Source organism: Streptomyces sp. NPDC029466 (assembly GCF_055574515.1).
On sequence record NZ_JBVHZH010000046.1, the window covers coordinates 48,731 to 72,939 of the forward strand.

Here is a 24,209-nt window from a genome sequence, read left to right on the forward strand (position 1 = left end):
CACAACAGGGTTTGCGCGCAGAAAGGCGGCTTGCGCCCACAAGGCTGCCGTTGCGGCCCGTATCGCTCCTAGCCTCGCGGGCCATGAGCAGCCACACGAGCCCCGCGATCGAACTGCGGGGTACGAGCAAGGCATTCCGGACGCCGTCGGGGGCGCTGCACACCGCCGTCCGGGATCTGGATCTGGTCGTCGAGCGCGGTGAGTTCGTCGCGGTCGTCGGGCCCACCGGGTGCGGTAAGTCCACCACGCTGACGCTGGTCAGCGGCCTGGAGGAGCCCACGGAAGGTGAGGTGCTGGTCGGCGGTGAGCCGGTCAGCGGCATCGGGGACAAGATCGGGTTCGTCTTCCAGCAGGACGCCGTCTTCCCCTGGCGCACCGTGCTGTCGAACGTGATGGCCGGCCCCCGCTTCCGTGGCGTACCGAAGGCCGAGGCCCGGCAGCGGGCGCGGGACTGGCTGGCCCGGGTCGGGCTGGCCGCCTTCGAGGACCGCTATCCACACCAGCTCTCCGGTGGACAGCGCAAACGGGTCGCCCTCGCCGCGACCTTCGTCAACGACCCCGAACTCCTGCTCATGGACGAGCCGTTCTCCGCGCTCGACGTCCAGACCCGGGCGCTGATGTCCGACGAACTCCTGGAGCTGTGGTCGGGGACCGGCGCCTCCGTCGTCTTCGTCACCCACGACCTGGAGGAATCCATCGCCCTCGCCGACAAGGTCGTGGTCATGACCGCCGGTCCGGCGACCGTGAAGGAGGTCTTCGACATCGGTCTGCCGCGTCCCCGGAAGGTCGAATCGGTGCGGCTGGAGCCGAGGTTCATCGAGATCTACCGGGAGATCTGGTCCTCGCTCGGCGAAGAGGTCCGGATCACCCGCGAGAGGGGTGCAGCGGATGTCGCCTGAGACCGCCGTCCCGGCCAAGTCCCCGGCCAACTCCCCGGCCGGCGCGGGCCGTACGGACCGTTCCCGCGTCAGGGAACGGGCCGCGCGCCGGCACCGATTCCTGGTCCACGGCACCCGGGTGCTGCTGCTCGTCGGGCTGATCGGGCTGTGGGAGTGGCTGGCCCGGGCCGCCGTCATCGATCCGTTCAACTTCTCGATGCCCTCGAAGATCTGGGACCAGATGAGCCAGTGGGCGCTGCACGGCACCCCGCAGGGCTCGCTGTGGGAGCAGATCTGGTACACGCTCTACGAGGCGCTGCTCGGCTGGGTGATCGGTGTCATCGGCGGTGTGGTGCTGGGCATCGCGCTCGGCCGGATCCGCTTCCTCGCCGATGTGCTCGGCCCGTACATCAAGGTGCTCAACGCCCTCCCGCGGATCGTGCTCGCCCCCATCTTCCTCATCTGGTTCGGCCTCGGACCGGCCTCCAAGGTCGCCTCCGCCGTCGTCCTCGTCTTCTTCCCGGTCTTCTTCAACGCCTTCCAGGGCGCCCGGGAGGTCGACCGCAACCTGGTCGCCAACTCCCGGATCCTCGGCGCGAGCAGCCGCCAGGTCACCCTGCACGTGGTGATCCCCTCCGCCACCTCGTGGATCTTCACCAGCCTGCATGTCAGCTTCGGCTTCGCGCTGATCGGCGCGATCGTCGGCGAGTACATCGGCGCGACCAAGGGCCTCGGCCTGCTGGTCTCGGCGTCCCAGGGCACCTTCAACGCGGCCGGGGTGTACGCCGCCATGGTGATCCTCGCGGTGGTCGCGCTGCTCGCCGAAGGGCTGCTGGCCTTCCTCGAACGGCGGCTCTTCCGCTGGAAGCCCGCCGACCCCGAGGGCGGCCGCTGAGCCGGTCCGGCCGACCCTGCGGGCGCCCGCTGAGCCGCACCCACCCACCCGTTCCCACTTCACAAGGACGTGACCCATGCGCACCGTACGGAAGTTCCCGGCCGCTCTGGCCGCCGCCGCTCTCACCCTGACCACCCTCACCGCCTGCGGTGGCGGCGCGTCCGGGGCCGGCGCCCCGGACGACGCGAACGGAAAGATCAAGATCATGGTGGGCGGGCTCGACAAGGTCATCTATCTGCCCGCGAGACTCACCCAGCAACTCGGCTATTTCGAGGACGAAGGCGTCCACGTCACCCTGCTCACCGAGCCGGCCGGTGTGCAGGCCACCACCTCGCTGGTCTCCGGTGACGTCCAGGGCGTCGTCGGCTTCTACGACCACACCCTCGATCTCCAGGTCAAGGGCAAGCAGGTCGAGTCGGTGGTACAGCTCGCGCATGCCCCCGGCGAGGTCGAGGTCGTCTCCAACAAGGCGGCCGGCGAGCTCACCTCACCCAAGGACTTCAAGGGCAAGAAGCTGGGCGTCACCGGCCTCGGCTCCTCCACCGACTTCCTGACCAAATACCTCGCGGTGAAGAACGGTGTGCGGACGAACGAGTTCACCCCGGTCGCGGTCGGCGCCGGCCAGACCTTCATCGCCGCCCTCCAACAGGGCTCCATCCAGGGCGGGATGACGACGGATCCGACGGTCGCGCAGATCGTGGACAAGGATCTCGGCAGGGTCCTTCTCGACATGCGCACCCCCGAGGGCTCCCAGAAGGCGCTCGGCGGCCCCTACCCCTCGTCCAGCCTCTACATGAACACCGACTGGGTGAACAGCCACAAGGAGACCGTGCACAAGCTCGCCAACGCCTTGGTGAAGACCCTCAAGTGGATGTCCACGCACACCCCCGAGCAGATCGCCGCGAAGATGCCCGCCGACTACGCCCAGGGCGGCAAGAAGCTGTACGCCCAGGCGATCAAGGACACCCTGCCGATGTTCACCGAGGACGGGGTGATGCCGGCCGAGGGGCCCGCGACCGTCGAGCGGGTGCTGAAGTCCTTCAACCCCAACCTCAAGAACGCCACGGTGGATCTGAAGAAGACCTACACCACCGAGTTCGTCAAGAAGTCGGGCTGACGGAGCCGACCGGGCTGACCGGCGGACCGGCCTGACCGGCGGACCGGGCCGCCCCGTGGACGCGCGGCGGCTCAGACGAAGTTGATCTCCGCCCGGGCCAGCAGCGGATCCTCCACCAGCTGCCACAGCGGTACGGCGAAGTTGCCGAAGCCGTAGCGGCCGCCGAAATGCAGGCCCAGGACCCGGTGGTCGGTGAGGTCGATGACGGGGGAGCCGCTGTTGCCGCCGAGCGTGGAACAGTCGTGCTTGATGACGTTCTGACCCGGCACCAGCTCCGTGGCGGTGCCGGGCTGCAGCCGCTTGACGTTGTAGATGTCCATGAAGATCCGGCGCATCGACTCCGGCTCATTGCGCCGGCCGTCGTACGCCGGATAACCGACGCAGTACACCGGACGCCCGGGCAGATCGGCGGGCGCGTCCGCGGCCACGGCCAGCGGCGGGGGCAGCGCCCCGCCACCGGCCGGCGGCGCGACCCGCAGCAGGGCCAGATCCACGTCCTCGTGGATGCCCAGCACCTCGACGACGTCATAGGCGGGACCGCCGCCCGCCGCGTCCCCGCCGTACTCCTCGCCCATGTCGAGCCGGGCGCTGATGCCCTCCTGGAAGGTCCAGCCGGCGCCGTCGCCACGGGCGAACTCCGCCGCCACATGACGGTTCGTCAGCACCACGTCCGGGCCGACCAGGAACGCCGTACCCAGCCAGTCCAGGCTCAGATGACCGGACAGCTCGACCCGGCCCACCCGCGAGAGCGATTCCCGGATCGCTGCCCGATGGCCGTCCAGCACCGCCCAGTCACCCTGCTGCGGTGCGAAGTCATGGTTCTGGACGAGGATGGCGGGGCGGCCTTCGAGCAGCACGATGGCTTCCATACCGAAGGACTCGTCGTCGCCGATCTCGTCCGCCCGCCCCTCGGCGAGCTTCTCCAGACCGCTGACGCCCGCCGACAGCACCCGGGCCCGCTCCTGCTGGGCGAACTGCGCGATCTGCCCGGCCGGCAACTCTTCCGCGGGCAACTCCTCCAGGGATTCCGGGATCTCCCAGGTCAGCCCCTCCTTCACCCGCGCCGCGACCTCCCGCAGATCCGAGAAGACCTGCTCAGGACCGGCCGCCACCGGTGATCTGCGCCGACTGTGCATCTCGCCTCCTCAGCCGCGCTGGGCGGCCTGTTGCGCCGTCTCGATCTCGGCATGGACACCGGGACTGCTGGTCTGCAGATGGCGCATGATGCTGCGCATCTGGGTGCCGACATTGACGAAGGCCGTCGTCCTGCCCTGGAACCGCACGTTCTCCACCCGCCGCGTCCCGCGGTGGAGCGCCACCACCTGCCAGTCGTCCGTGAAGACCGGCGACCCCGAGGACCCGCCCCGGGTGTCCGTGAAGTAGCGGACATCGGTCTCGTCCGCCTCGTAGACGAGGTTGTTGCGCAGCGCGACCCGCTTCGGCTGACCACCCGGGTGCTGGATGATGTTGACGGCCACATAGTCGCCGCCGGTGACCCGCAGCGGTTCCGCCGCCAGCTTCAGCACCGGCCGCGCGGGCTCGGCGGCCAGCCGCAGCACGGCGTAGTCCAGCTCCGCGTCCGCGGCGACGAGCGCGCTGACATTGGCCTCCGCCGTCTCGATGTCCTCGGTGTCGAAGTCGAACCGGGCCAGGGTGTGCTGAGCCTGGAGGCCCAGATCCTCGGCGTCGGCCAGCGGCCGCCCCGTCCCGGTCCCGGCCCTGGCGTTGACCACATGGTGGTTGGTGACCAGCAGATCCGGCGCGATCAGCCACCCCGTACCGGAGTGCGGGAAGCCGTTGGGCCGGAGCGGAGCGCCCCCTTGATACGGCGGCACCTTGAGCCGGGCGACCGCGCCGCCCGCCAGCTCACCACCGCGGAGGAAGCCGATCGGCACCGTGTCGTCCCGGTGGACGATCTGTTCCTTGATCTCCGCCGTGGGGGAGGGCAGCCCGGCCAGCACATCCGGCTCACCGCCCGCCTGCCGCGCCACATCGTCCAGCGCCTTCTGGAACACGGTCAGTGGTGCGGCCTCGGTGGTCTCGGCGACGGCGTTGCGCAGCCAGATCTCCAGCGGCACCGAGCCGTCCACCAGCCGCTCCACCCGGTTCATCTCGTTCAGGTCGGAGTGCGCCTGCCGGCCGGGCGCCGGATGCAGCGGCAGCGTGCTGCGGTAGCGGGGCATGATGCCGTCGAGCAGCAGCGGCCGGACGCTGGGGTCGGCGAGCCCGGTCTCCACCGCGGCGTCCAGCACCCGGCGGATGTCGTCGGGCGAGAGATAGGCGGTCATCGGTCCTCCGGCCCCGCGGGGCCGCTCCCTTCGTCCTGGGGACGGCCCCCGTGCTCCGGCCCGGAGGCGTGGCCCGCCGTACGGGCACCGGTGCCCACGCCCATGGCCGCGGCAACCCCGGCGACGATCTCCCCGCTCTTGTCGGGGACGGCCAGCAGCCGCCGGGCGAGCGTGGCGAGGGTGCCGCGGTCCCGGGCCAGCCGCAGGATCCCGGCGATACCGGTCGGCGCGCCGCCGGACGGCTGCCGGGACGGCCCCGCCGCCTCGTCGAGGATCTCCATCACCCGGCCCAGCAGCGCCGGTTGCCGGCCGGTCGCGCGGCGCATCGCCGCGCCCAGCGCGTCCAGTGTCTCGTCGTCGTCCGGCAGCCCCACCACCTCCAGCGCATGGTCGAGCGCGCCGGGCGCCTGGTCGTAGATCTGCGAGGCGACCGCGCGCACCAGCACCGGCCGGTCGGCGAGCACGGCATCGGGCAACTGCCGCAGCCGCTCGGCGAGTTCCCGGTCCGCCTCCGGGGCGGCGCCGTCCACGCCCGCCGTCAGCCGGGCGCGGGCCAGCAGCGCGCCCATCGCTTCGAGGTCCTGCCCCAGACCGACCGCGACGTCCTCGGCGATCCGCAGGGCGCGGCCCGCGCTCGCCAGGTCGCCGGCCTCCTCCGAGAGCCGGGCGGAGAGCAGCAGCAGCTCCAGCCGGCGTTCCCCGCAGCCCGCGCGCTCCGCCGCGTCGATGGCGTCCGCCGTGGCCCGGCGGGCCTCGTCCTGCCGGCCGAGCCGGTTGAGGGCCTCGGCGAGCAGGGCGTGCAGGGGGCTGCACGGTGTCCAGGGCTGCCGTCTGCCCAGCCGGTCGAAGGCCGCCTGGGCGTAGCCCTGCGCGAGCAGATCCTCCACCTCGCGGGCCGCGATCCGTTCCCAGTCCTCCTGGTCGGCGCCCGCCGCGACCTGATCGGGGGTGCCGCCGCCGAGCCGGGCGGTCAGCAGGCCCGCGGCTCTCGGCGTCATGTCCTGCTGCGCCCCGGCCAGGAACCGTTCGACACCCGGCAGCCACCGCTCCTCCACCGAGCGCGGGTTCTCGTCGAGCCGCAGCCGGTGGTAGATCTCCTCGGCCCGGGCCTCCAGGCCGTCGCGCGCGGCGTAGTGCTCGACCGCGCGCCGCTCGACCTCGCGCATCACGGCGGTACGGTCGCCGCCCGGCAGCCGCAGCATGATGGCGCGGACATCGCTGCGGTAGCGCACGGCGTCCGGGCGGGCCGGCTCGACCAGGTCCAGGCGGCTGAGCTCCGCGAAGAGCGCGTGGGCCGCGTCCGGGGTCGTCACCCGCAGCCCGCACGGTCCGGCGAGCACCTCCTGGATGATCTCCGGGGTGATGAACCGGAGCACCAGCCCGGGGTGGGCGAGCCGGCGGACGTCCTCGTCACTGATGTGGCTGAGGACGCGGTCGTAGAGAATCCCCTGGACCAGCAGCTGGTCGACCCCGCGGAAGACCTGATGACGGCGTTCGGGCAGGCTGCGGATCAGCTCGCAGGTCTGCTCGGCCCCGGCGCCCGCGAGGGTGGCGGCGCGGGCGGCCAGTTTCAGACTGAGCGGATGGCCACCGACCCGGTCCGCCAGCGCCCGGGCCACCTCCGGGTCCTTGACCCCGCAGGACGTCAGCAGGCCGACGGCCGCCTCCGGATCGAGTTCACCGAGCTCGATGTCGAGCGATTCGACGGTCTTCGCCGGATGCTCGACCGGCGCCCGCCCGGAGACGATGAGCCGCATCCGCGGATAGATGCTCTGGAACGAGAGATAGATCGCCACCATCCGGCCCACCACCGGCGAACCGCGGTACTGAGCCTCCTCGAACGAGTCGACGACCAGCGCGAACGGCGGGTCCTCCGGATGCTCCCCGTCCGCCCGCTCCGCCACCGCCCGCCGCAGGACCTCGGCGACCCGGCGGATCAGATCGGTCTCCCGTCCGGCGGCCAGCGACTGGAACTGCTGCGACGAGCGGCGCCCCAGCACCGCCCGGGTGGTGGCGAGTTCATGCAGCTGGCTCACCCGCTCCTGCCCCTCCCGCTGGCTGCGGGCCGCCTCCTGGCACTCGTGCGCCAGCGCGTCCAGCTCGGCGCGGTGGGCCGGGAACTGGATGCCGAGCTGCCGGGCCACCTCGGCGATCAGCGTGAGCGGTTCCTGAATGGAGAGGGTGGGCCGCTCGAAGTCGATATAGGCGAACGGGAAGCAGCCGGCCGGGTCGTGGAGGGTGTCGAGCACGAACTTGGCGAGCAGGGTGGTCTTGCCCATCCCGCCGGGCCCGTGCACCACCAGCGGAGGGACCGGGCCCGGGTGCTGCGGAGCACCGTCCGGCCGGGCGCCGGCCGCCGCGGGCCCCCCGGACGGGACGAGATAGTCCCGCAGCTCCGCGAGTTCGCGGGTACGCCCCTGGAACGGTGACCGTACGAGGCGCTTGAGGGGATCGAGCAGCCTGGCCCGCTCCAGGGTGAGCTGGAGCTGTGCGAGATCCGGCAGCCCGGTCGTGCCCGGGACCCGGGAGAGCCACAGCACCGCCTGGAGGGCATCGGCCAGCTCGTCGGTGGTCAGCCGGTCCGTCTCCGGCGGGTGGCCGGAGAGATAGGCCAGCGCGAAGCGTTCCGGACCGGGTTCGCCGGGGAGCTGGTCGAGATGGCACTCCAGGACGTGCCGGGCGGCCGCGGGCCCGGCCAGCCCCCGGAGCGTCCGGTCCCGGACATCGGACTTGAGGGACCACCCGGCCTGGTCCTGCATCCCCAGGGTCGTACAGTCGTCGACCAGTTCCAGGACCGCGCCGCCGGTGGCGGTCTCCTCGCCGGGCAGCCGGAGCCGCTGGGGGTCGAAACGGCTCAGCAGACAGACCGCCTCCCGGTAGGCGCGGCGGGCGTCGGAGACCTCATGGGGCCGCTCCTCGCCCGGGTGCAGCTCCGCGCGCAGCCGGGCGACGAACAACTCCCGTGCCGCGGCAGGGTCCAGCGGGCGGCCGTCAGAGGGACTGGTAGACACGGATGGCCCCCTCCGCCGCCGTGCAGAGCTTGCGCATATAGGTCTCGCGGTCCGCCCCGTTCGGTCCGGTGGCCCGGAGCACCTCGTCCACGGCCGCGTCCACGAGCGTGGCGATGGCGGATTCCCGGAGCTGCCCCGTACCGAGCAGCTCCGGTGGCGACTCATGGAAGACCTGGTCGAAGAAGGTGCGCAGATCGTCGGGTTCGGCGATCCGCGCGGTGTCCCAGGCCAGATTTCCCCGCAGGTCGTAAGGGAGTTGACGCATCGAGCGCCCGTACCCGAGGAGCACCAGCCGGGGCGCCTGGTCGCCGCGGACGGCGGCGTGCTCGTAGATGGCCATGCCGAGTTGTCCGATGAAGTCCCACACATCGGAGCTGGGATCGAGCTTGTCGCATTCGTCGAGGACCAGCCACAGCCGTTCCTCGACGGCGGTGGCTCGGCCGGCCACCCAGTGCGCGGCCTCATCGATCGACGGCAGCGGGTCGTTGAGCTCCGTGGGATTCAGCGGTGCGGCGCCCTCCTGCGGATCGGCGACGAAATCGGCCAGCCGCCGGACGACCTTGGCGGCGGTGGCGGTGTGCGACAGGGTGACCCGCACCGGACGGAATCCGGCGTGCTGTCCGATGTGGCGGAGGAAGTTGTAGGTGTACGACCGGCCGCTGCCCGGCTCGCCGTCGACCAGCAGAATGAACTGATGCGGGTCCGCGACCAGCCGGCGCAGGGTCTCCCGCAGGCCCTGGCGGTCGATGAAGGCCTCGGCGCCGTTCTTCAGGACGCAGGTACGGAAGTTGTCCCGCGCGGCATGGGCCCGGAAGTCCTCCCGCAGCCGGCCCAGGAATTCCTGCGCCTTCACGATGTCCGGAAGCACGGCCAGCCGGTCGATGGTGGTGAGGGCCTCGACGAGCCGCAGCTGCCGCTGGATGTCCGTGCGGGACCGGTGCACGAGGGCGCGGGCGTTGTCCGCGCTGATCTGCGTCAGCCGCAGCCCGCCGATGAATTCCGGCGGGAAGCCGTACTGGGCGAGCTGGGTATGCGGATCGGTGGTGTCGAGCAGATAGTTCCGCGCCCATGTGGTGACCAGGTCCCACTCCGTTTCGGTCAACGGCATCCCGCACCTACCCGGTACCGTCGAAGATCCGCTGAACCGGTGCCCTGACCTCGTGCTGCGACAGATACTCGCTGATGCCGTGGTGATTGCCGCTGTCGTTCGTGACCAGCAGATCGGTGACCCGTTCCTGCGGGGCGTATTCGGGCCGCAAGGTGTGGTCGAGAGCCACCAGATCCCGCAGGTCCGAGGCGTTGCGCCAGGCCGTGACCCCGGCCGGGACCGCCGGCGGCCGGGCCAGATGGTCCTGCACCTCGGTGATCGCCAGCGGCGATCCGACGGTCACCAGCAGCTCCACCTCCCGCCCCTGCTCCATCAGCACCTCGTAGGCGAGGATCGTGCCCAGGCTGTGCCCGACCACCACCAGCGGGCCGCCGTCCACCTCCGCCAGCGTCTCCTTGACCACCTCCCGCATCGCCGGCCCCGAACCGCCGAAGAAATAGGCGTGCACGTCCTTGAAGGCGTGCTTGACCAGCAGCCGGAACACCGCCGTACGGCCGGCCCGGGGCAGCGGCAGCGTCTCCAACGGCAGCGCCGCACCGGGCTCCTCGGGCTCGCCGGCCTGTGCCAGCGTGTCCGCGAGGTAGGTCATCTTCCGCAGCCAGTCGACCAGCGCGCTCTCATCGGCCCCGGCCCGCCCCTCCAGCGCGAACTCCCCGGCTTCGAGCCGCGCTTCCCCCAGCGTGCGCGCCACGAAGTCCTCCGGCGACTCCGTCGCGGTCCGGTCCACGGCGGCCGGCGTCTCCTCGATCAGCTCGGTACCGCCGTCCAGCGGATCCGGCCGCAAGTCGGGGAGCGGCTCCGGATAGCGCACCGGGGCCCAGTACGCCATCCGCGACGCCCCGGCCATGTCCCGGCCGAACAGCGCCGTGTCCCACTGCGACTTGAGCAGCTCCGAGCGGACCTTGTTCCCGTTCCCGTGGACATAGACGACCGTGGGTCGCATCGCTCGCGCCTCCCGGCCTCAGCCGCGCCGCAGCACGAGGTCGTCGTGCGACGCGAGCCGCTTCCAGCGCTCGGCCGGAGCAAGGGTGACGGGCATCAGATCGACGTCGGGCAGTGGCCCCAGGTCCAGCGAGGTCAGCTCGGCGACATCCCGCACCGGCACCTGGAACGTCCGGAACGCCCCCAGTGGCGGCGGCGCTCCCGCCTGCGCCCCGGCCAGCGCCCGCTCCGCGTCCCGGGTCAGATCGGGGCTCTGGTCGAGGACGTACCCCGTCGCCGCCAGCGCGCCGTCCTGGAGGAATGCCGCCACTTTCCAGAAACGCAGCGGCACTTGCACGCCCCGGTACGGCGGGTCGGAGTCGTGCAGTACCGGCCCGGTCAGTACGGCGAGCTTGCGGTCGAAGTCGGCGGCGTGGTCGAGCAGATAGTTCTCCAGCCCCTGCCACAGCTTCTTGCCCTGGTTGAAGACGTCCGCCTGCGGGGCCGCATTCGTGTAGTGAAAGGTGTCCTCGTTGGCCTGGTCCGCCTCGGCGGCCGTACCCCACACGGGGTCGAGCCGGCGCACCAGATGTCCCTTGTCCAGCGAGTTGTCGCGGTACAGGTCATTGCCCGCCTGGTGCGCCTTGTCCAGTCGCGGATCGAACTGCCAGCTGCTCTCCCGCGGCACATGATCCAGCAGACGCCGGCCGTCGATGCAGACCGCGGTGGCCGCCGCCATCCGCCGGTCCGGCCGCAACACCACGGTGAAGTGGGTGTAGGGCAGCACCACCGTCGCCACCTCGGGGCGGCTGGGCAGCGGCAGCGGCACCGGAACCCCGAGGAAGTGCTCGTCATAGCCCGCACGGTCCGCCAGCGGCGGCCGGAAGGTGGTCCCGGCCGCCGGACCGGCGGCCCGCAGGGAGTCTGATGGGATCATGGGATTAGCGCTTCCCGGTGGTGCGGACCGCCGATCGGTGCCCACCTCGAAGCCACTCGAACAGCCGGGCGCACCGGCGCCGCCCCGGCCGCGGCGGGACCGTTCAGGCGGTGGGGCGCGGCGCCGCGCCCGTCTTCAGCAGCAGCCCTTCACGGTGTGACGGAACACGGCGGACGGGACGCACCCCCAGGGCGCGTCCCGTCCGCCGTCTCCATGTCTGATTCCGCCTGGCGCGAGCACCGTGGCCGTCAGTCGGCGGGGTAGATGTCTCCGCTGGCCATACCGCTTTCCTGCTCGCTCTGGGACCGGAGCCTGCGCGCCTTCTCCCGGAGCCGCTTCTGCTCCTCCGGGTCACTCGCCCGCTCCGCGGCCGCCTGGAGTTCCTGGGCCTTGTCACGCATCTGCTGGATTCGTGCGCGTGATTCTCCTGATGCGCTCATGATTCTGTCCTTGAACGGTGTATGGAGAGCTGCACTTACCAGCTAATCAGGGTCGACGGTCCTTGGCACCTCGGTGGTCACGCTCCGTACGGTCGGGTATCCGGGCGTGATTCCCGGAGCGGAACAGGCGCCGCTCATGCCGTTTCCCGGCGGGTCCGCAACCCAACCGAGTCCGGCCGGGACGGGACCGCCGACCGCGGCGCGCCCGGGCATTCCGGCGTGTCTCCACCGGATGGCCTTCCTGAATGGCGAGAGCGGCCGGTAGGGACGTTGGCTGAAGCACAGCACGCTCACAGTCCGCCGAGTGTCAGCGCTTCTGGTGTTTGACGCTCCCCTCGTTCAGTGGAGTCCCTCCATGTCATCCGAACCAGCTCTTTGTGGGGGCGACGCCGAACTGTCCTCGACAGAACCCGGCGAGCACTTTCCGCCCATGACCCCTGAGAAAAACTCGGCCCGCACACTTCTGTGGGAGGCAGTCACCCATCGGCCCTTGGAGGAAGTCGCCGCCCTGGTGGAACGGCTCAAGCGCAGTGGCGACGTGCCCAACCCCGGCGACGAAGCCCTGCGTATGGCGGTCGTTTCCCGGCCGGTGAGCGAGGTCGCCGCGCTCTTCGACATGCTCAGAGCCACCCCGCACACCGCGGAATCGAGCCATGAGGCCCTGCGCGCGGTGGCCGTGGACCGATCCGTGGAGGAGGTCGCCCAGCTGATCGAGCTGTTCGGCGGGTCGGGAGACGGCGGCGCCGATGTCCACGGCCTCGTCGAACAGTTCCCGCCCGGCCCCGGCGGCTTCGGTGGACCGGGCGGTCCCGGTGGCCCCGGTGGCCCCGGTGACCCTCTCGAACCGGAGCGCACCGCGTCCATGCACGTCCTCGACCCCGACGTCCGTCCCCTGGGCCGCGACGGACAGCCGCTGTACGGCGCGCCCGGCGAATCCCCGATGAACCAGCCGCCCAGCCGCCCCCCGTGGGCCCAGCGGTCCGCGAGCACGATGCCGCAGGGCGGTCCGCGCTGGGGGCCCGAGGACGACACACCCCGCCAGCCGGGCTATGCGATGCCCGGTGTGCTGCGGTCCGTGCTGCGCTGGCCCGCGGCCCTGGCGTTGGCGCTGTGCGGGCTGAGCCATCTGCCGGTGAACTCGACGCATCTCCAGGGCGCCCAGGCGACCGCGGGGCTCTCGATGGCCATCGCCATCGTCTACCTGCTGTTGGCCGGCTGGCTGGCGATGCACGACACCGCCCTGGTCTGGACGGTGAGTGCCGCCGCGGCGATGATCATCATCGCCCTGCACGCGCTGTCCCGCGCCGGGGTCTTCGCCCCACTGGGCAGCGGCCTGGGCGACACCGGCATGTGGCCCGAACTGCTCGCGGTGGGGCTGGCGATCGTCAGCGCCGGGCTCGCGGGTGCGGCCCTGCTCTACCGCCCGCGCCGTATGGGCGCGGCCGCCGCGGGCGTGTGACCGCCGACAGCACACGGCCGCTCAGGGCGCGGGCCGGGAACCTCATGTGGTCCCGGCCCGCGCCCTTGCCCGTGGTGCGGCAGCTCCTTCCCGGTCCGCGTCATTCCCGGTCCGAGTACCGGTGCAGCACCCAGGCGGGCAGCGCGAACCAGCAGAGCATGAACCAGGCGACGAGTCCGGTGACGATCCAGGGGACGGCGGTGTCGTCCATGGCGATGCGCAGGATCAGCAGCAGCGCTGAGGCCACCGTCGCCAGCAGGAGCACGATCCCGACCATCGACAGACGCGCGGCCCAGAGCACCGTCTCCGGCTTCAGCCGGTGCCCGGTGACCAGCCGGTGGAAGGTCACCGTCCCGATCAGCGCGCCGGTCGTGGCCGCCCCCAGCAGCACCGTCACCACGTAGATGGTCTTGTCGGTCTGACTGAGCGTGGGGAAGCGCGGGGTGAAGGCGACGGTGAGCAGAAACCCGAAGAGGATCTGCACCCCGGTCTGTATGACCCGCACCTCTTGCAGCAGCTCGTTCCACCGCCGGTCGGCACGCTCCTCCGGCGACTCATGGCGTCCCTGGGACGTGTCACGCGGGCCCAGTGGCGTCATCCGGACTCCTGCTGTTTCTTGCCGGTACGGAACGCCAGCTCATTGGCCTCCACCTCGATGCGCACCTCGTCCCCGTTGGCCAGGGCGCCGTCGAGCAGCAGCCGCGAGAGCATGTTGTCGACCTCGCGCTGGATGGTGCGCCGCAGCGGCCGGGCCCCGTATTCGGGCTGATGGCCGCGGTGGGTGAGCCAGTCCACGGCGCCGGGGGTGAAGTCCACGGCGATGTCCTGGGAGTGCAGCCTGCGGCGGGTCCCGTCGAGCAGCAGCTCGGTGATCTGGCGCAGCTGATCGTCAGTGAGCCGGCGGAAGACGATGATCTCGTCGAGCCGGTTCAGGAACTCCGGGCGGAAGTGCTCGCGCAGGGAACTCAGCGCCCGTTCCCGCGCGCCGTCGCCGGCCTCCGCCCCCGAGATGTCCGGGCCGAAACCGAGCACCCCGCGACCGCCGCTGAGCGCATCGGAGCCGAGGTTGCTGGTCATCACGATGACGGTGTTCTTGAAGTCGACCGTGCGGCCCTGGGAGTCGGTCAGATGCCCGTCGTCGAGGACCTGGAGCAGCATGTTGAAGACATCGGGATGCGCCTTCTCCACCTCGTCGAGCAGCAGCAGCGAATAGGGGTGGTGGCGCACCGCCTCGGTCAGCTGGCCGGCGTCCTCGTGGCCGACGTATCCCGGGGGCGCGCCCACCAGCCGGCTGACGGTGTGCCGCTCCTGATACTCACTCATGTCCAGCCGCACCATGCGCTCCTCGCTGCCGAACAGCGCCTCGGCGAGCGCCCGGGCCAGTTCGGTCTTGCCCACGCCGGTCGGGCCGAGGAAGAGGAAACTGCCGATCGGGCGGTCCGGGTCGGCGAGCCCGGCCCGCGAGCGCAGGATCGCGTCGGAGACGGCCGTCACCGCGTCGTCCTGCCCGATCACCCGGGTGTGCAGCCGCTCCTCCAGCTTGAGCAGCCGCTCCTTCTCCTCCTGGGTCAGACTGCTCACGGGCACGCCGGTCTGCCGCGACACGATCTCCGCGATGTCCTCCGCGGTGACCTGCACGATGTGGCAGTCGCTCGGCGGCTCCGCCTGCCCGGCCTCGATCCGCGCGGTGAGGTCGGCGATCCGGTCCCGCAGCTCGGTGGCCCGCTCGTACTGCTCCGCGGCGACCGCCTGGTCCTTGTCCCTGACCAGCTGCTCCACCTCACGCTCCAGATCGCGCACATCGGTGGCCTTGGCCCCCGTACGGAGCCGGACCCGGGCGCCGGCCTGGTCGATCAGGTCGATCGCCTTGTCGGGGAGGAAACGGTGGGCGATGTAGCGGTCCGAGAGCTCGACCGCCGCCACCAGCGCCTCCTTCGTGTAACGCACTTGGTGGTGTGCCTCGTAGCGGTCCTGCAGTCCGCGCAGGATCTCCACCGTGTCGGAGACGCTCGGCTCGGGCACGAGGATGGGCTGGAACCGGCGGGCCAGCGCGGCGTCCTTCTCGATGTGCCGCCGGTACTCCTCCAGCGTGGTGGCGCCGATGACATGCAGCTCCCCGCGCGCCAGGGCGGGCTTGAGCATATTGCTCGCTTCCAGCGAACCGCCGTCCCCGCTGCCGCCGCCGGCCCCGACGACCGTGTGCAGCTCGTCGATGAAGACGATCAGCGAGTCGGGGTGCGCCCGGACCTCCTCGATGATGCCGTTCATCCGCTCCTCGAAGTCACCGCGGTAGCGGGTCCCGGCGAGCACCGCCGTCAGGTCCAGGGCGACGACGCGGCGCCCCGTCAGGGTCTCGGGGACGTCCCCGTCCGCGAGGCGCTGGGCCAGGCCCTCGACGATCGCCGTCTTGCCGACCCCCGCGTCGCCGACCAGCACCGGGTTGTTCTTCCCCCGGCGGGAGAGCACCTCGATGGTCTGCTCGATCTCCTCGCCGCGGCCGATGACCGGGTCGATCCGGCCCGCGCGGGCCAGGTCGGTCAGATCGCGGCTGTATTTGTCGAGCGTCGGGGTGTCGTGCTTCGGTGCGGCGCCGTGCTCGGAGCCGGGGTGCGGGGCGCCGTGCCCGCCCGGCGGGGTGCCCTGCGGCTCGAAGTGGGCGAGGTTGAGAATGCGCCCCGCCGCCGAGTCCGGATTGGCCGCCAGGGCGTCCAGCACATGCTCCGGGCCGATGTACGAGGCACCGTTGTCCCGTGCCAGCTCGTGCGCGCTCAGCAGGGCCCGCTTGACCGCGGGCGTCACGGCGACGCTGGACTGTTTCGGGCCCGAACCGGCGGCGCGGTCGATCTCGGCCGCCAGCGCATCGGGGTCCGCCCCGGCATGCTGGAGCATGCTGCGGGTCGGTTCGGACGCCAGGGCGGCCCGCAGCAGATGCTCGGTGCCGAGCTCCGGACTGCCGTGCTCGGCGGCGTAGGCGGCTGCGGAGGTCACCAGGTCCCGGGCGGGGGCGCTCATCATGCGCGCGATGTCCGCCTGCCGGGGCATGCCCTTGCCCTGCTCACCGCCGGCGGACTGCGCGGAACCGAAGAAGCGCGCGAGGAAGTCACCGAACGGGTCCGGGCCGTAACCCTCCGGACCCATGAATCCATTGCTCATGTGTGTCCGTTCCGCTGTCACGGCGGTACCGCGACATGCTGCCTTGTCGGGTGCCTTGTGCTGTTGCCTCGTGCTCCTGCCCTGCCGGGTGCCCGGGAGACGCGACGCGACACGTCGTACGCGGCCCCACTGCTTCAGGATCAGGGCCAGCAACTCCATCCGCACCCGGGCGACGGGAGCCGGGCACGCCCCGCCCCCTGTCATACGTCCGGTCCGACGCGCACCACCGCACCGCACGGCGCGCGGCCGCGGCGGCGATGCTCCCCGGGTCCGGCGCCAACGGCGTCACATCTCCTTGTGGAGACGGGTCAGATCGGCGGTCAGCGCGTCGAGCCAGATCACCGAGTCGAGCAGCAGCGCGGCGGAGAGCGCGCGGGTCTCCGTGTCGGGGCTGTGGCGCGGGATGGCCGGGGCGACCGCCAACAGGGCGCGGATATCGAGCGGTTGCGGGCCGTCCCGGGGCGCGCCGCCGTCCGTGCAGAGGTGTTGGGCGAGGGACCGGTAGTCGGCCGCCGTCCGGTCGGCCGCCTGCCGCAGCCAGGCACCGACCTCCGGCGAGGCGATCCGGCCGGGGCGGCCGGGCAGCAGCCGCTCACCGCGCCGCGCGTCCTTCCCGGCCACCAGCAGCGCGGGCCAGTCCGGCTGCACGGCGTCCTCCCGCGGCTCGGACTCGTACTGGGCCAGGCTCTCCTGCGCGAGGACGAGAGCCCGGTTGAGGGCGAAGAGTTCGGTGCTGCCGGAGCGTTCGACGACCCGTGTGGTGGTGTGCCCGATGGTGTCGGCGATCGCCGAGCAGAGCGTCGCCATGCTGCGGCGCACCTCGCCGCTCGCGCCCCGTGGCCAGGCCACCAGCCCGCACGCCAGCCCGATCAGGCTGCCGACCAGCACATCCACCAGCCGCACCGGAGCCAGCTGCCAGGTGACGGGGGAGACCTGGGCGAACAGCGTGGCGACGACCAGGGTGAAGCCGCCCTGCGCCCAGGCCAGCCCGCGCAACGGCCCCGCGGTGAACGCCACCAGCATGACCACGGGCAGGACGACGGCGTACACCGTGTCCCGGTCGTGGACCAGCGCCAGCATCCCGCCGGCCAGCACCGCGCCGACCAGCGTGCCGGTCAGCGCCTGCCGGACCGCGGACCAGGTCTCCAGGCTGGTGGTACGGGTCAGGGTGAGCGTGGCGAGCAGGACCCAGAAGCCGTGCTGGAGGTCGAGGAGACCGGCGATGGCCCGCGCCGCGGCCAGCCCGAGCGCGAACCGGCAGGCGTTCTGGAAGATCACCGAACGGGGGGTGAGGTGCATGGTCAGCCGTTGCCACCACAGCCCGAGGACGCCGGCCCGCGCGTACGCGAAGGTGTGCCCGGCGGGGTTCCGTTCGACGGAACGGTCACCGAGCATCAGCCGGGTGGCCAGGACCAGGACGACGGCACAGTCGGCGGCCTGCACCACCTGGGACCGGCGCCGCAGATACACCAGCCGGTCATCGGTGCTGAGCCGTTCCAGGGTGTCCACGGCCCGGTGTGCCCGGACCGGCGCCAGCTCCTCCTGGAGGGCCGTGGCGGACGGTCCCTCGCCGGGCCGCAGCCGCTTCCTGTGCTGCCGCAGCGCGCCCGCCGCCTCGCGGGCGGCGCCGCTGATGCCCTCCAGCAGCGCCACCGTCTCCGGCTGGTACTCCCGCTGCGGCCCGGCCCCGGTGTGCAGGGCGTCCAGCCGCGCCAGCAGGGTGCGGACGGACTCGGCGGCGTGCGCCATGGCCTTGTGGGCGACGCTGGGGGAGGCGGGCCGGTCGGCGGGCGGCACACAGGAGGGACGCAGCGCCTCCCCGGCCGTGCGCGCCGCGGCGAGCGCCTGTACGGGAGGGGGCCCGCCGTGGTGGTCCGCCAGGCGCGCGGCGGCGTCCGCGGCGCCGGCCAGCAGCCGGCGGAAGGACGGGGTGTCCGGTTCGGGCATCACGAAGCGCTCGCCCAGGGCGAGCAGCACCGCTCCCAGCAGGAAGCCGGACAACCGCTGCCCCAGGGTGTCCGGCGCGTACGGCGGGAAGCACGGCAGGATGTAGAGCAGCTGCATCCCCGGCGCCGCCCCCGCGATCCGCGGCCCTGTGGTGCCCGCGTAGGCCACCATGAAGCCGATGACGAGCATGCCGACGACGGCTGCCCAGGTCTGGACGGCGAGCAGGGTGCCCAGCGTGATCAGCACGAGCCCGGCGGGGAGCGCGGTGAGGACGGTCGTGGCACGCTGCCGCCCGGAGCCCGGAATCCGGGCGAGCGCACCGAGCGACACCACGGTGAAGGTGGCGTAGACGGACATCACGGTCAGACCGAGCCCGTAACGGCAGAGATAGAAGGCGGCACAGGAGGCGACCGTCACCCGGACCGCGTTGCCGACCACCGTGTGGTGCCCCTGCACTCCGTGTTTGCCGTGCTCCAGCAGGTAGCGCAGCCTGCGCGACCCGGCCCTGACGGGGCCACCGGCCGAACGCCGCGGCCCGGGCCCCGGAGAACCCTCCTGCTGCGAACTCACCTTTCCACTATTGGCCAGCGGGTCCGGGCCCGCACCGCGTGACGCCTGCCACTCCCGCCCCTCCCGCCCCGCGGGACCCTGTACCGCCCCGAGCCCGCCTCCCCGCGGTGTTTCCAACCGGCACAGCTCTAGCAGGAATGCCAAGGAGCGGAACCGGAGTTGGCGAGGAGCGGACGGGCGCGGACCGTAGGATGCCGCACGTGACGGAGACGAGGGCGGACACCGGCGATGCCGAGCGACCGGCGCTGCCGGCGACCAGTTGGGCGGTCCTGGGCCTGCTCTCCTTCGGCGAGGAGCTGTCCGGCTACGACCTGAAGAAATGGTCCGACTGGTCGCTGCGCCTCTTCTACTGGAGCCCGTCCTTCAGCCAGATCTACGGCGAGCTGAAGCGTCTGGAGAAGGTCGGTTACGTCACCTCGCGGATGGTCGCCCAGGAAACCGGCAACCGCGACAAGCGCGTCTACGTGATCACCGACGCCGGAATGGCGGCGGTACGCCACTGGGCCCGCGAGGCACCCGTGGAGCCCCCGGTCCTCAAACACGGCGTGATGCTGCGCATGTGGCTCGGGCACCTGCTGGAGACCGACCGGATGCGCGACGTACTGGGCCGGCACCGCCAGTACGCGGAAACCATGCGGCAGCGCGCCGAGGTGGACGCCGAGGACACCCGCGACGAGGAGGCATGGGCCTATCCCGCCCTGGTCCTGAAGTGGTCGGAACGCTATTACGCCGCCGAACGCGACCTGGCCGACGCCATGCTGGCCGACTTGGACGAGCGGGAGCGGCGGCGTTTCTGAGGGCCGCCCGGCGGGGCACGCCCCCCTCTCACCCCGCCAGGACCCGGGCGCGGCAGTCGGCCGGGGTGCCCCAGGCGTCGCGCAGGGGGCGGGCCTTGCGTATCCAGAGGGAGAGGTCGAGCTCCTCCGTGTAGCCGATGGCGCCGTGGAGTTGGAGTGCCGTGCGTGCGGCGGCGTAGCCTGCCTCGCCTGCCGCGACCTTCGCTGCCGCCACCTCCCGGCCCGCCGACGGGGACCCGGCCGCCAGCGCCAGCGCCGCCGCATGGACCAGCGGTCGGGCGAATTCCAGTCCGATGAGGGTGTCCGCCAGCCGGTGCTTGACCGCCTGGAACGAGCCGATGGGCACCCGGAATTGGGTGCGTTGAGTGACGTAGGAGACCGTCGCCGCCAGCAGAGCGCGGCCGAGGCCGAGGGACTGGGCGGCGGTGAGCAGCCGCGCGACCTCGGTGGCGTGCGCGGCGGCCGCGGTCACCGCGGGGCCCCGGGCCAGCACCGTGCCGTCGAGCGGGCGGGCCAACCGCCGGGCCGGGTCGAGGGAGGACTGGACCGGGCCGTGGGTGTCCGTACGGGAGGCCGTGTCGCCCCGGATCACGAGGACGGCATCGGCGGCGTCGGCGTCCAGGGCGTACGGGGCCGGATCGGCGGCGTCCAGGGCGTGGCGGGCCGGAACGGCAGCCTCCGCGTCCAGGGCGTACGGACCCGCCCCGGCGCAGAGGCTGAGGACGGCCCCACCCGAGGCGATCCGCGGCAGCCATTCCCCGGCCTCCGCGTCCGCACCGAGTCGTTCCAGGAACACGGCCGCCGCCACCGTCTCCACCAGCGGTCCGGGGACGGCGTGGCGGCCCAACTCCTCGAAGGAGAGCGCCAGTTCGACCGGCAGGAGCCCCGACCCGCCGTGCCGCTCCGGAACGCCGAGTCCCCACACTCCCGCCTCGGCGATCCGCGTCCACAGCGCCCGGCCCGGCCGGTGGTCGCCGGCCGCCCAGGCCCGTGCCACGGCCGGGGTGCCGGACGCGCTCAGCATGCCGTCCAGTGCCTGCGCGAACTCCCGCTGCTCATCGGTCAGGAGGAACCGCATCAACGGCGTCCCTTCGGCAGGCCGAGCAGTCGCTCGGCGATGATGTCGCGCTGGATCTCGTTGGTTCCGGCGTAGATCGGACCGGCGAGGGAGAAGGTGTAGCCCTCGGCCCAACTCCCGTGTGCGGGCGCCTCGTCGGCGTCGTCGGCGAGCATTCCGTACGGGCCGAGCAGGTCCAGGGCGGTCTCGTGCAGGGCGAGGTCCAGCTCGGACCAGAAGACCTTGTTCAGGCTGGACTCGGCACCGAGGCCGCCGGACTGTGTGCGAGCGGGGGCGGCCCCTTCGGCGGCGGCGAGCTCGGAGGCGTGGGCGTAGGTGAAGAGCTGGTAGGCGCGGGCGCCGATCAGGGCGTCGGCCACCCGCTCGCCGAGGGCCGGGGCGGCCCCCTCGGGGGCCTCGCGCCACAGTGCGGCCAGTCGCTCGGCGGCCGCGGTGAAGCGGCCCGGACTGCGCAGCGTCAGACCGCGTTCCTTGCCGGTGGTGCTCATCGCGATCCGCCAGCCCTGGCCGGGCTCGCCGATGACGTCCGTGTCGGGCACGAAGACCTCGTCGAGGAAGAGTTCGGCGAAGGCGGGCTTGCCGTCGAGGCGGCCGATGGGGCGTACCGTCACGCCCGGGGCGTCCAGCGGGAACATCAGATAGGTGAGCCCCTGGTGCGGCCGGGCGGTGTCCGGATCGCTGCGGAACAGCCCGAAGGCGCGGTCGGCGAACGCGGCCCGGGACGACCAGGTCTTCTGCCCGCTCAGCAGCCAGCCGCCGTCGGCCCGTACGGCGGCCGAGCGCAGCGACGCCAGATCCGACCCCGCCTCCGGCTCCGACCAGGCCTGCGCCCAGATGACCTCGCCACGTGCCATGGGGCCCAGCAGCCGGGTGCGTTGCTCGTCGGTGCCGTGCTCGAACAGGGTCGGGGCGAGCAGACTGATGCCGTTCTGGCTGACCCGCCCGGGGGCGCCCGCGGCGTAGTACTCCTCCTCGAAGAGCAGCCACTGCCAGAGCGAGGCGTCCCGGCCGCCGTACTCCTCGGGCCAGGAGACGACCGACCAGCGGTCCGCTGCGAGTTGCTGCTCCCATTCCCGGTGGGCGGCGAACCCCTCCGCGGTCTCCAGGGACGGCAGCGGGGTGGTGGGTACATGGCCGGCGAGCCAGGCGCGGGCCTCGGCCCGGAACTCCTCCTCGGCGGCCGTGAAGTGGAGGTCCATCAGGCGTCCGCCTCCGGTGGTGGCCAGGGGAGCGGCCCGGCGTGCGGGGGTGTCTTGTCGTGGGTAGCGGGCATCGCCATCGCGCTCCTTCTCTAACAAGTGTTTGGTAGGTTAACGTAGCGCCATGAGCAGCGTCGAGGCCCCGCCGCTCGCGAGTGCCCGGGCTGCTCCGCGACCGGATCGCCCGCACCCGGACCGGCCTGGAGACCATCCGCTGGAGGCTCGCGTATGACACCGCCCCCGTACGTGCCCGGCCACCATCTGCTCGACGGCCGGACCGCCGTCATCACCGCGGCCGCCGGAGCCGGCATCGGCGGCGCCACCGCCCGCAGGTTCCTGGAGGAAGGCGCCCGCATCGTCATCGGTGACGCCCATGAGCGCCGGCTGAAGGAGAGTGCCGCGGCGCTCGCCGCGGAGTTCGGGGCCGGGAGGGTGGCCGCGCTGCCCTGCGATGTCACCGACGAGGGCCAGGTCAATGCCCTGCTGGAGCGGGCGGAGGAGCAGCACGGGCGGCTCGACATCGTGGTCAACAACGCCGGGCTCGGCGGCACCGCCGATCTCGTCGAGATGACCGACGAGCAGTGGAGCAAGGTGCTCGATGTGACGCTGAACGGCACCTTCCGCTGCACCCGGGCCGCACTGCGCCGGATGAAGGCCGCCGGCGAGGGCGGCGTGATCGTCAACAATGCCTCCGTCGTCGGCTGGCGCGCCCAGCGCGGCCAGGCGCACTACGCCGCGGCCAAGGCCGGGGTCATGGCGCTGACCCGGTGCGCCGCCATGGAGGCCGCCGCGTACGGCGTCCGCGTCAACGCGGTCTCGCCCAGCCTCGCCCTGCACCCGCATCTGGTGAAGGTGACCACCCCCGAGCTGCTCGCGGAGCTCACCGAGCGTGAGGCGTTCGGCCGCCATGCCGAACCCTGGGAGGTCGCCAATGTCATCGTCTTCCTGGCCGGCGACTACGCCTCGTACATGACCGGCGAAACGGTGTCCGTCAGCTCCCAGCATGCGTGAGCCGCGGCGGCCGGGCCCGCCGTTCGGCCTCCAGGAGTTCGCCGCCCGCACCCGCCGGCGGCACCGCCTTGCGGAACCGACCGGCACCTCCGCAGAATCTGACCAGGGAGACCACCATGCCCGAGGCCTACATCGTTGACGCGGTCCGCACCCCGGTTGGCAAGAAGGGCGGCAAGCTCTCCGCCGTCCACCCCGCCGATCTGGGCGCCCATGTACTGACGGCGCTGATGGCACGCACCGGCGCCGACCCCGCGGCCGTCGAGGACGTGGTCTTCGGCTGTCTGGACACGGTGGGACCGCAGGCCGGGGACATCGCCCGGACGTGCTGGCTGGCCGCCGGACTGCCCGAGGAGGTGCCCGGCGTGACGGTGGACCGCCAGTGCGGCTCGTCCCAGCAGGCCGTCCATTTCGCGGCCCAGGGCGTGCTCTCCGGCACCCAGGACCTGGTGGTCGCGGGCGGCGTACAGAACATGTCGCAGATCCCGATCGCCTTCGCCAGCCGCCAGGCAGCCGCCCCGCTGGGACTCACCGACGGACCGTTCGCCGGCTCGGAGGGCTGGCGGGCCCGCTACGGCGCGGCGCCCGTCAACCAGTTCCACGGCGCCGAACTCATCGCCGCCAAGTGGCAGATCTCCCGTGCGGAGATGGAGGAGTTCGCGCTCCGTTCGCACCGGCGGGCCGTCCACGCCATCGACGAGGGCCGTTTCGACCGTGAGATCGTCGCCTACGGGGACGTCACCACCGACGAGGGGCCCCGGCGTACCACCTCGCTGGAGAAGATGGCCGCCCTGCCACCGGTCGTCGAGGGCGGCCGGCTGACCGCGGCGGTCTCCTCGCAGGTCTCCGACGGCGCGGCCGCCATGCTCCTGGCCTCCGAACGGGCGGTGGCCGACCACGGTCTCACCCCGCGCGCCCGTATCCACCATCTGTCGGTGCGCGGCGAGGACCCGATCCGGATGCTGTCCGCACCGATCCTGGCGACGGCGTACGCGCTGAAGAAGACCCGGATGTCCATCGGCGACATCGACCTGGTGGAGATCAACGAGGCGTTCGCGCCCGTGGTGCTGGCCTGGCTGAAGGAGACCGGCGCCGATCCGGAGCGGGTCAATGTCAACGGCGGCGCCATCGCCCTCGGCCACCCGCTCGGCGCGACCGGCGTCCGGCTGATGACGACGCTGCTGCACGAACTGGAGCGCACCGGCGGCCGGTTCGGACTGCAGACCATGTGCGAGGGCGGCGGCCAGGCCAATGTCACGATCATCGAGCGGCTCTGACGGCCCCGCGGAACGAGGTCTTCACCCACCCTGGGGGGGGGGGGGGGGGGGGGGGGGGGGGGGGGGGGGGGGGGGGGGGGGGGGGGGGGGGGGGGGGGGGGGGGGGGGGGGGGGGGGGGGGGGGGG

19 protein-coding genes are annotated in these 24,209 nt (G+C 72.2%); 7 read left to right on the forward strand and 12 right to left on the reverse strand.

Going from position 1 to position 24,209, the window contains the following annotated elements:
• The first annotated feature begins 83 nt into the window (after window positions 1-83).
• From ACZ4XD_RS29720 to ACZ4XD_RS29730, 3 genes are all read left to right on the forward strand, one after another.
• Entirely contained in the window at window positions 84-899 is an 816-nt protein-coding gene (locus tag ACZ4XD_RS29720; protein ID WP_468047064.1) for an ABC transporter ATP-binding protein, read from the forward strand.
• Window positions 889-1,773 (forward strand): ABC transporter permease, encoded by an 885-nt coding sequence (locus tag ACZ4XD_RS29725; protein ID WP_468047065.1) that lies wholly within the window; start codon window positions 889-891, stop codon window positions 1,771-1,773. Before ACZ4XD_RS29720 ends, ACZ4XD_RS29725 begins: the two co-directional genes overlap by 11 nt.
• A gap of 76 nt (window positions 1,774-1,849) precedes the next feature.
• Window positions 1,850-2,890, forward strand: coding sequence for an ABC transporter substrate-binding protein (locus ACZ4XD_RS29730; RefSeq protein WP_468047067.1), 1,041 nt, complete (start codon window positions 1,850-1,852; stop codon window positions 2,888-2,890).
• Between the two features lie 71 nt (window positions 2,891-2,961).
• On the opposite strand, the gene ACZ4XD_RS29735 is transcribed toward ACZ4XD_RS29730, so the two are convergent.
• The 7 genes from ACZ4XD_RS29735 to ACZ4XD_RS29765 form a co-directional block, all read right to left on the reverse strand.
• On the reverse strand, window positions 2,962-4,026 hold the full coding sequence (locus ACZ4XD_RS29735; RefSeq protein WP_468047069.1) for a trypsin-like serine peptidase: 1,065 nt from the start codon (window positions 4,024-4,026) through the stop codon (window positions 2,962-2,964).
• Window positions 4,027-4,035: 9 nt separating this feature from the next.
• Complete coding sequence (locus ACZ4XD_RS29740) at window positions 4,036-5,178, reverse strand: trypsin-like peptidase domain-containing protein (RefSeq protein ID WP_468047071.1); 1,143 nt, start codon at window positions 5,176-5,178, stop codon at window positions 4,036-4,038.
• A complete protein-coding gene (locus ACZ4XD_RS29745) occupies window positions 5,175-8,189 on the reverse strand; it encodes an AAA family ATPase (RefSeq protein WP_468047073.1) in 3,015 nt (1,004 codons plus the stop codon). The genes ACZ4XD_RS29740 and ACZ4XD_RS29745 overlap by 4 nt, the downstream gene beginning before the upstream one ends.
• Window positions 8,170-9,297 (reverse strand): P-loop NTPase family protein, encoded by a 1,128-nt coding sequence (locus tag ACZ4XD_RS29750; protein ID WP_468047075.1) that lies wholly within the window; start codon window positions 9,295-9,297, stop codon window positions 8,170-8,172. Before ACZ4XD_RS29750 ends, ACZ4XD_RS29745 begins: the two co-directional genes overlap by 20 nt.
• 7 nt (window positions 9,298-9,304) lie before the next feature.
• Window positions 9,305-10,240, reverse strand: coding sequence for a hypothetical protein (locus ACZ4XD_RS29755; protein WP_468047077.1), 936 nt, complete (start codon window positions 10,238-10,240; stop codon window positions 9,305-9,307).
• Window positions 10,241-10,258: 18 nt separating this feature from the next.
• Window positions 10,259-11,155: a DNA/RNA non-specific endonuclease gene (locus tag ACZ4XD_RS29760; RefSeq protein WP_468047078.1), complete on the reverse strand. Its 897-nt coding sequence runs from the start codon at window positions 11,153-11,155 to the stop codon at window positions 10,259-10,261.
• Window positions 11,156-11,403: 248 nt separating this feature from the next.
• Window positions 11,404-11,595 (reverse strand): DUF6381 family protein, encoded by a 192-nt coding sequence (locus tag ACZ4XD_RS29765; protein ID WP_468047080.1) that lies wholly within the window; start codon window positions 11,593-11,595, stop codon window positions 11,404-11,406.
• 430 nt (window positions 11,596-12,025) lie between these two features.
• Between ACZ4XD_RS29765 and ACZ4XD_RS29770 the strand changes: the two genes are divergently transcribed.
• Window positions 12,026-13,054, forward strand: a complete 1,029-nt coding sequence (locus ACZ4XD_RS29770) for a hypothetical protein (RefSeq protein WP_468047081.1) — start codon at window positions 12,026-12,028, stop codon at window positions 13,052-13,054.
• 100 nt (window positions 13,055-13,154) lie between these two features.
• On the opposite strand, the gene ACZ4XD_RS29775 is transcribed toward ACZ4XD_RS29770, so the two are convergent.
• From ACZ4XD_RS29775 to ACZ4XD_RS29785, 3 genes are all read right to left on the reverse strand, one after another.
• Window positions 13,155-13,652 carry a DUF6328 family protein gene (locus ACZ4XD_RS29775; protein WP_468047083.1) on the reverse strand — a complete coding sequence of 166 codons (498 nt, stop codon included), beginning with the start codon at window positions 13,650-13,652 and terminating at the stop codon, window positions 13,155-13,157.
• Window positions 13,649-16,207 carry an ATP-dependent Clp protease ATP-binding subunit gene (locus ACZ4XD_RS29780; RefSeq protein WP_468047084.1) on the reverse strand — a complete coding sequence of 853 codons (2,559 nt, stop codon included), beginning with the start codon at window positions 16,205-16,207 and terminating at the stop codon, window positions 13,649-13,651. The genes ACZ4XD_RS29775 and ACZ4XD_RS29780 overlap by 4 nt, the downstream gene beginning before the upstream one ends.
• A gap of 285 nt (window positions 16,208-16,492) precedes the next feature.
• Complete coding sequence (locus ACZ4XD_RS29785) at window positions 16,493-18,724, reverse strand: FUSC family protein (RefSeq protein ID WP_468047086.1); 2,232 nt, start codon at window positions 18,722-18,724, stop codon at window positions 16,493-16,495.
• 191 nt (window positions 18,725-18,915) lie between these two features.
• Between ACZ4XD_RS29785 and ACZ4XD_RS29790 the strand changes: the two genes are divergently transcribed.
• A complete protein-coding gene (locus ACZ4XD_RS29790) occupies window positions 18,916-19,521 on the forward strand; it encodes a PadR family transcriptional regulator (protein WP_468047088.1) in 606 nt (201 codons plus the stop codon).
• A 28-nt stretch (window positions 19,522-19,549) separates the two neighbouring features.
• On the opposite strand, the gene ACZ4XD_RS29795 is transcribed toward ACZ4XD_RS29790, so the two are convergent.
• Window positions 19,550-20,599, reverse strand: a complete 1,050-nt coding sequence (locus tag ACZ4XD_RS29795; RefSeq protein WP_468047089.1) for an acyl-CoA dehydrogenase family protein — start codon at window positions 20,597-20,599, stop codon at window positions 19,550-19,552.
• Window positions 20,599-21,798 (reverse strand): acyl-CoA dehydrogenase family protein, encoded by a 1,200-nt coding sequence (locus ACZ4XD_RS29800; protein ID WP_468047090.1) that lies wholly within the window; start codon window positions 21,796-21,798, stop codon window positions 20,599-20,601. The genes ACZ4XD_RS29795 and ACZ4XD_RS29800 overlap by 1 nt, the downstream gene beginning before the upstream one ends.
• A 228-nt stretch (window positions 21,799-22,026) precedes the next feature.
• Between ACZ4XD_RS29800 and ACZ4XD_RS29805 the strand changes: the two genes are divergently transcribed.
• Window positions 22,027-22,809 carry an SDR family oxidoreductase gene (locus ACZ4XD_RS29805; protein ID WP_468047092.1) on the forward strand — a complete coding sequence of 261 codons (783 nt, stop codon included), beginning with the start codon at window positions 22,027-22,029 and terminating at the stop codon, window positions 22,807-22,809.
• Window positions 22,810-22,925: 116 nt separating this feature from the next.
• The gene (locus ACZ4XD_RS29810) at window positions 22,926-24,083 is read left to right on the forward strand and encodes an acetyl-CoA C-acetyltransferase (protein ID WP_468047094.1); all 1,158 of its coding nucleotides are present in this window, start codon (window positions 22,926-22,928) and stop codon (window positions 24,081-24,083) included.
• Window positions 24,084-24,209: the final 126 nt, after the last annotated feature.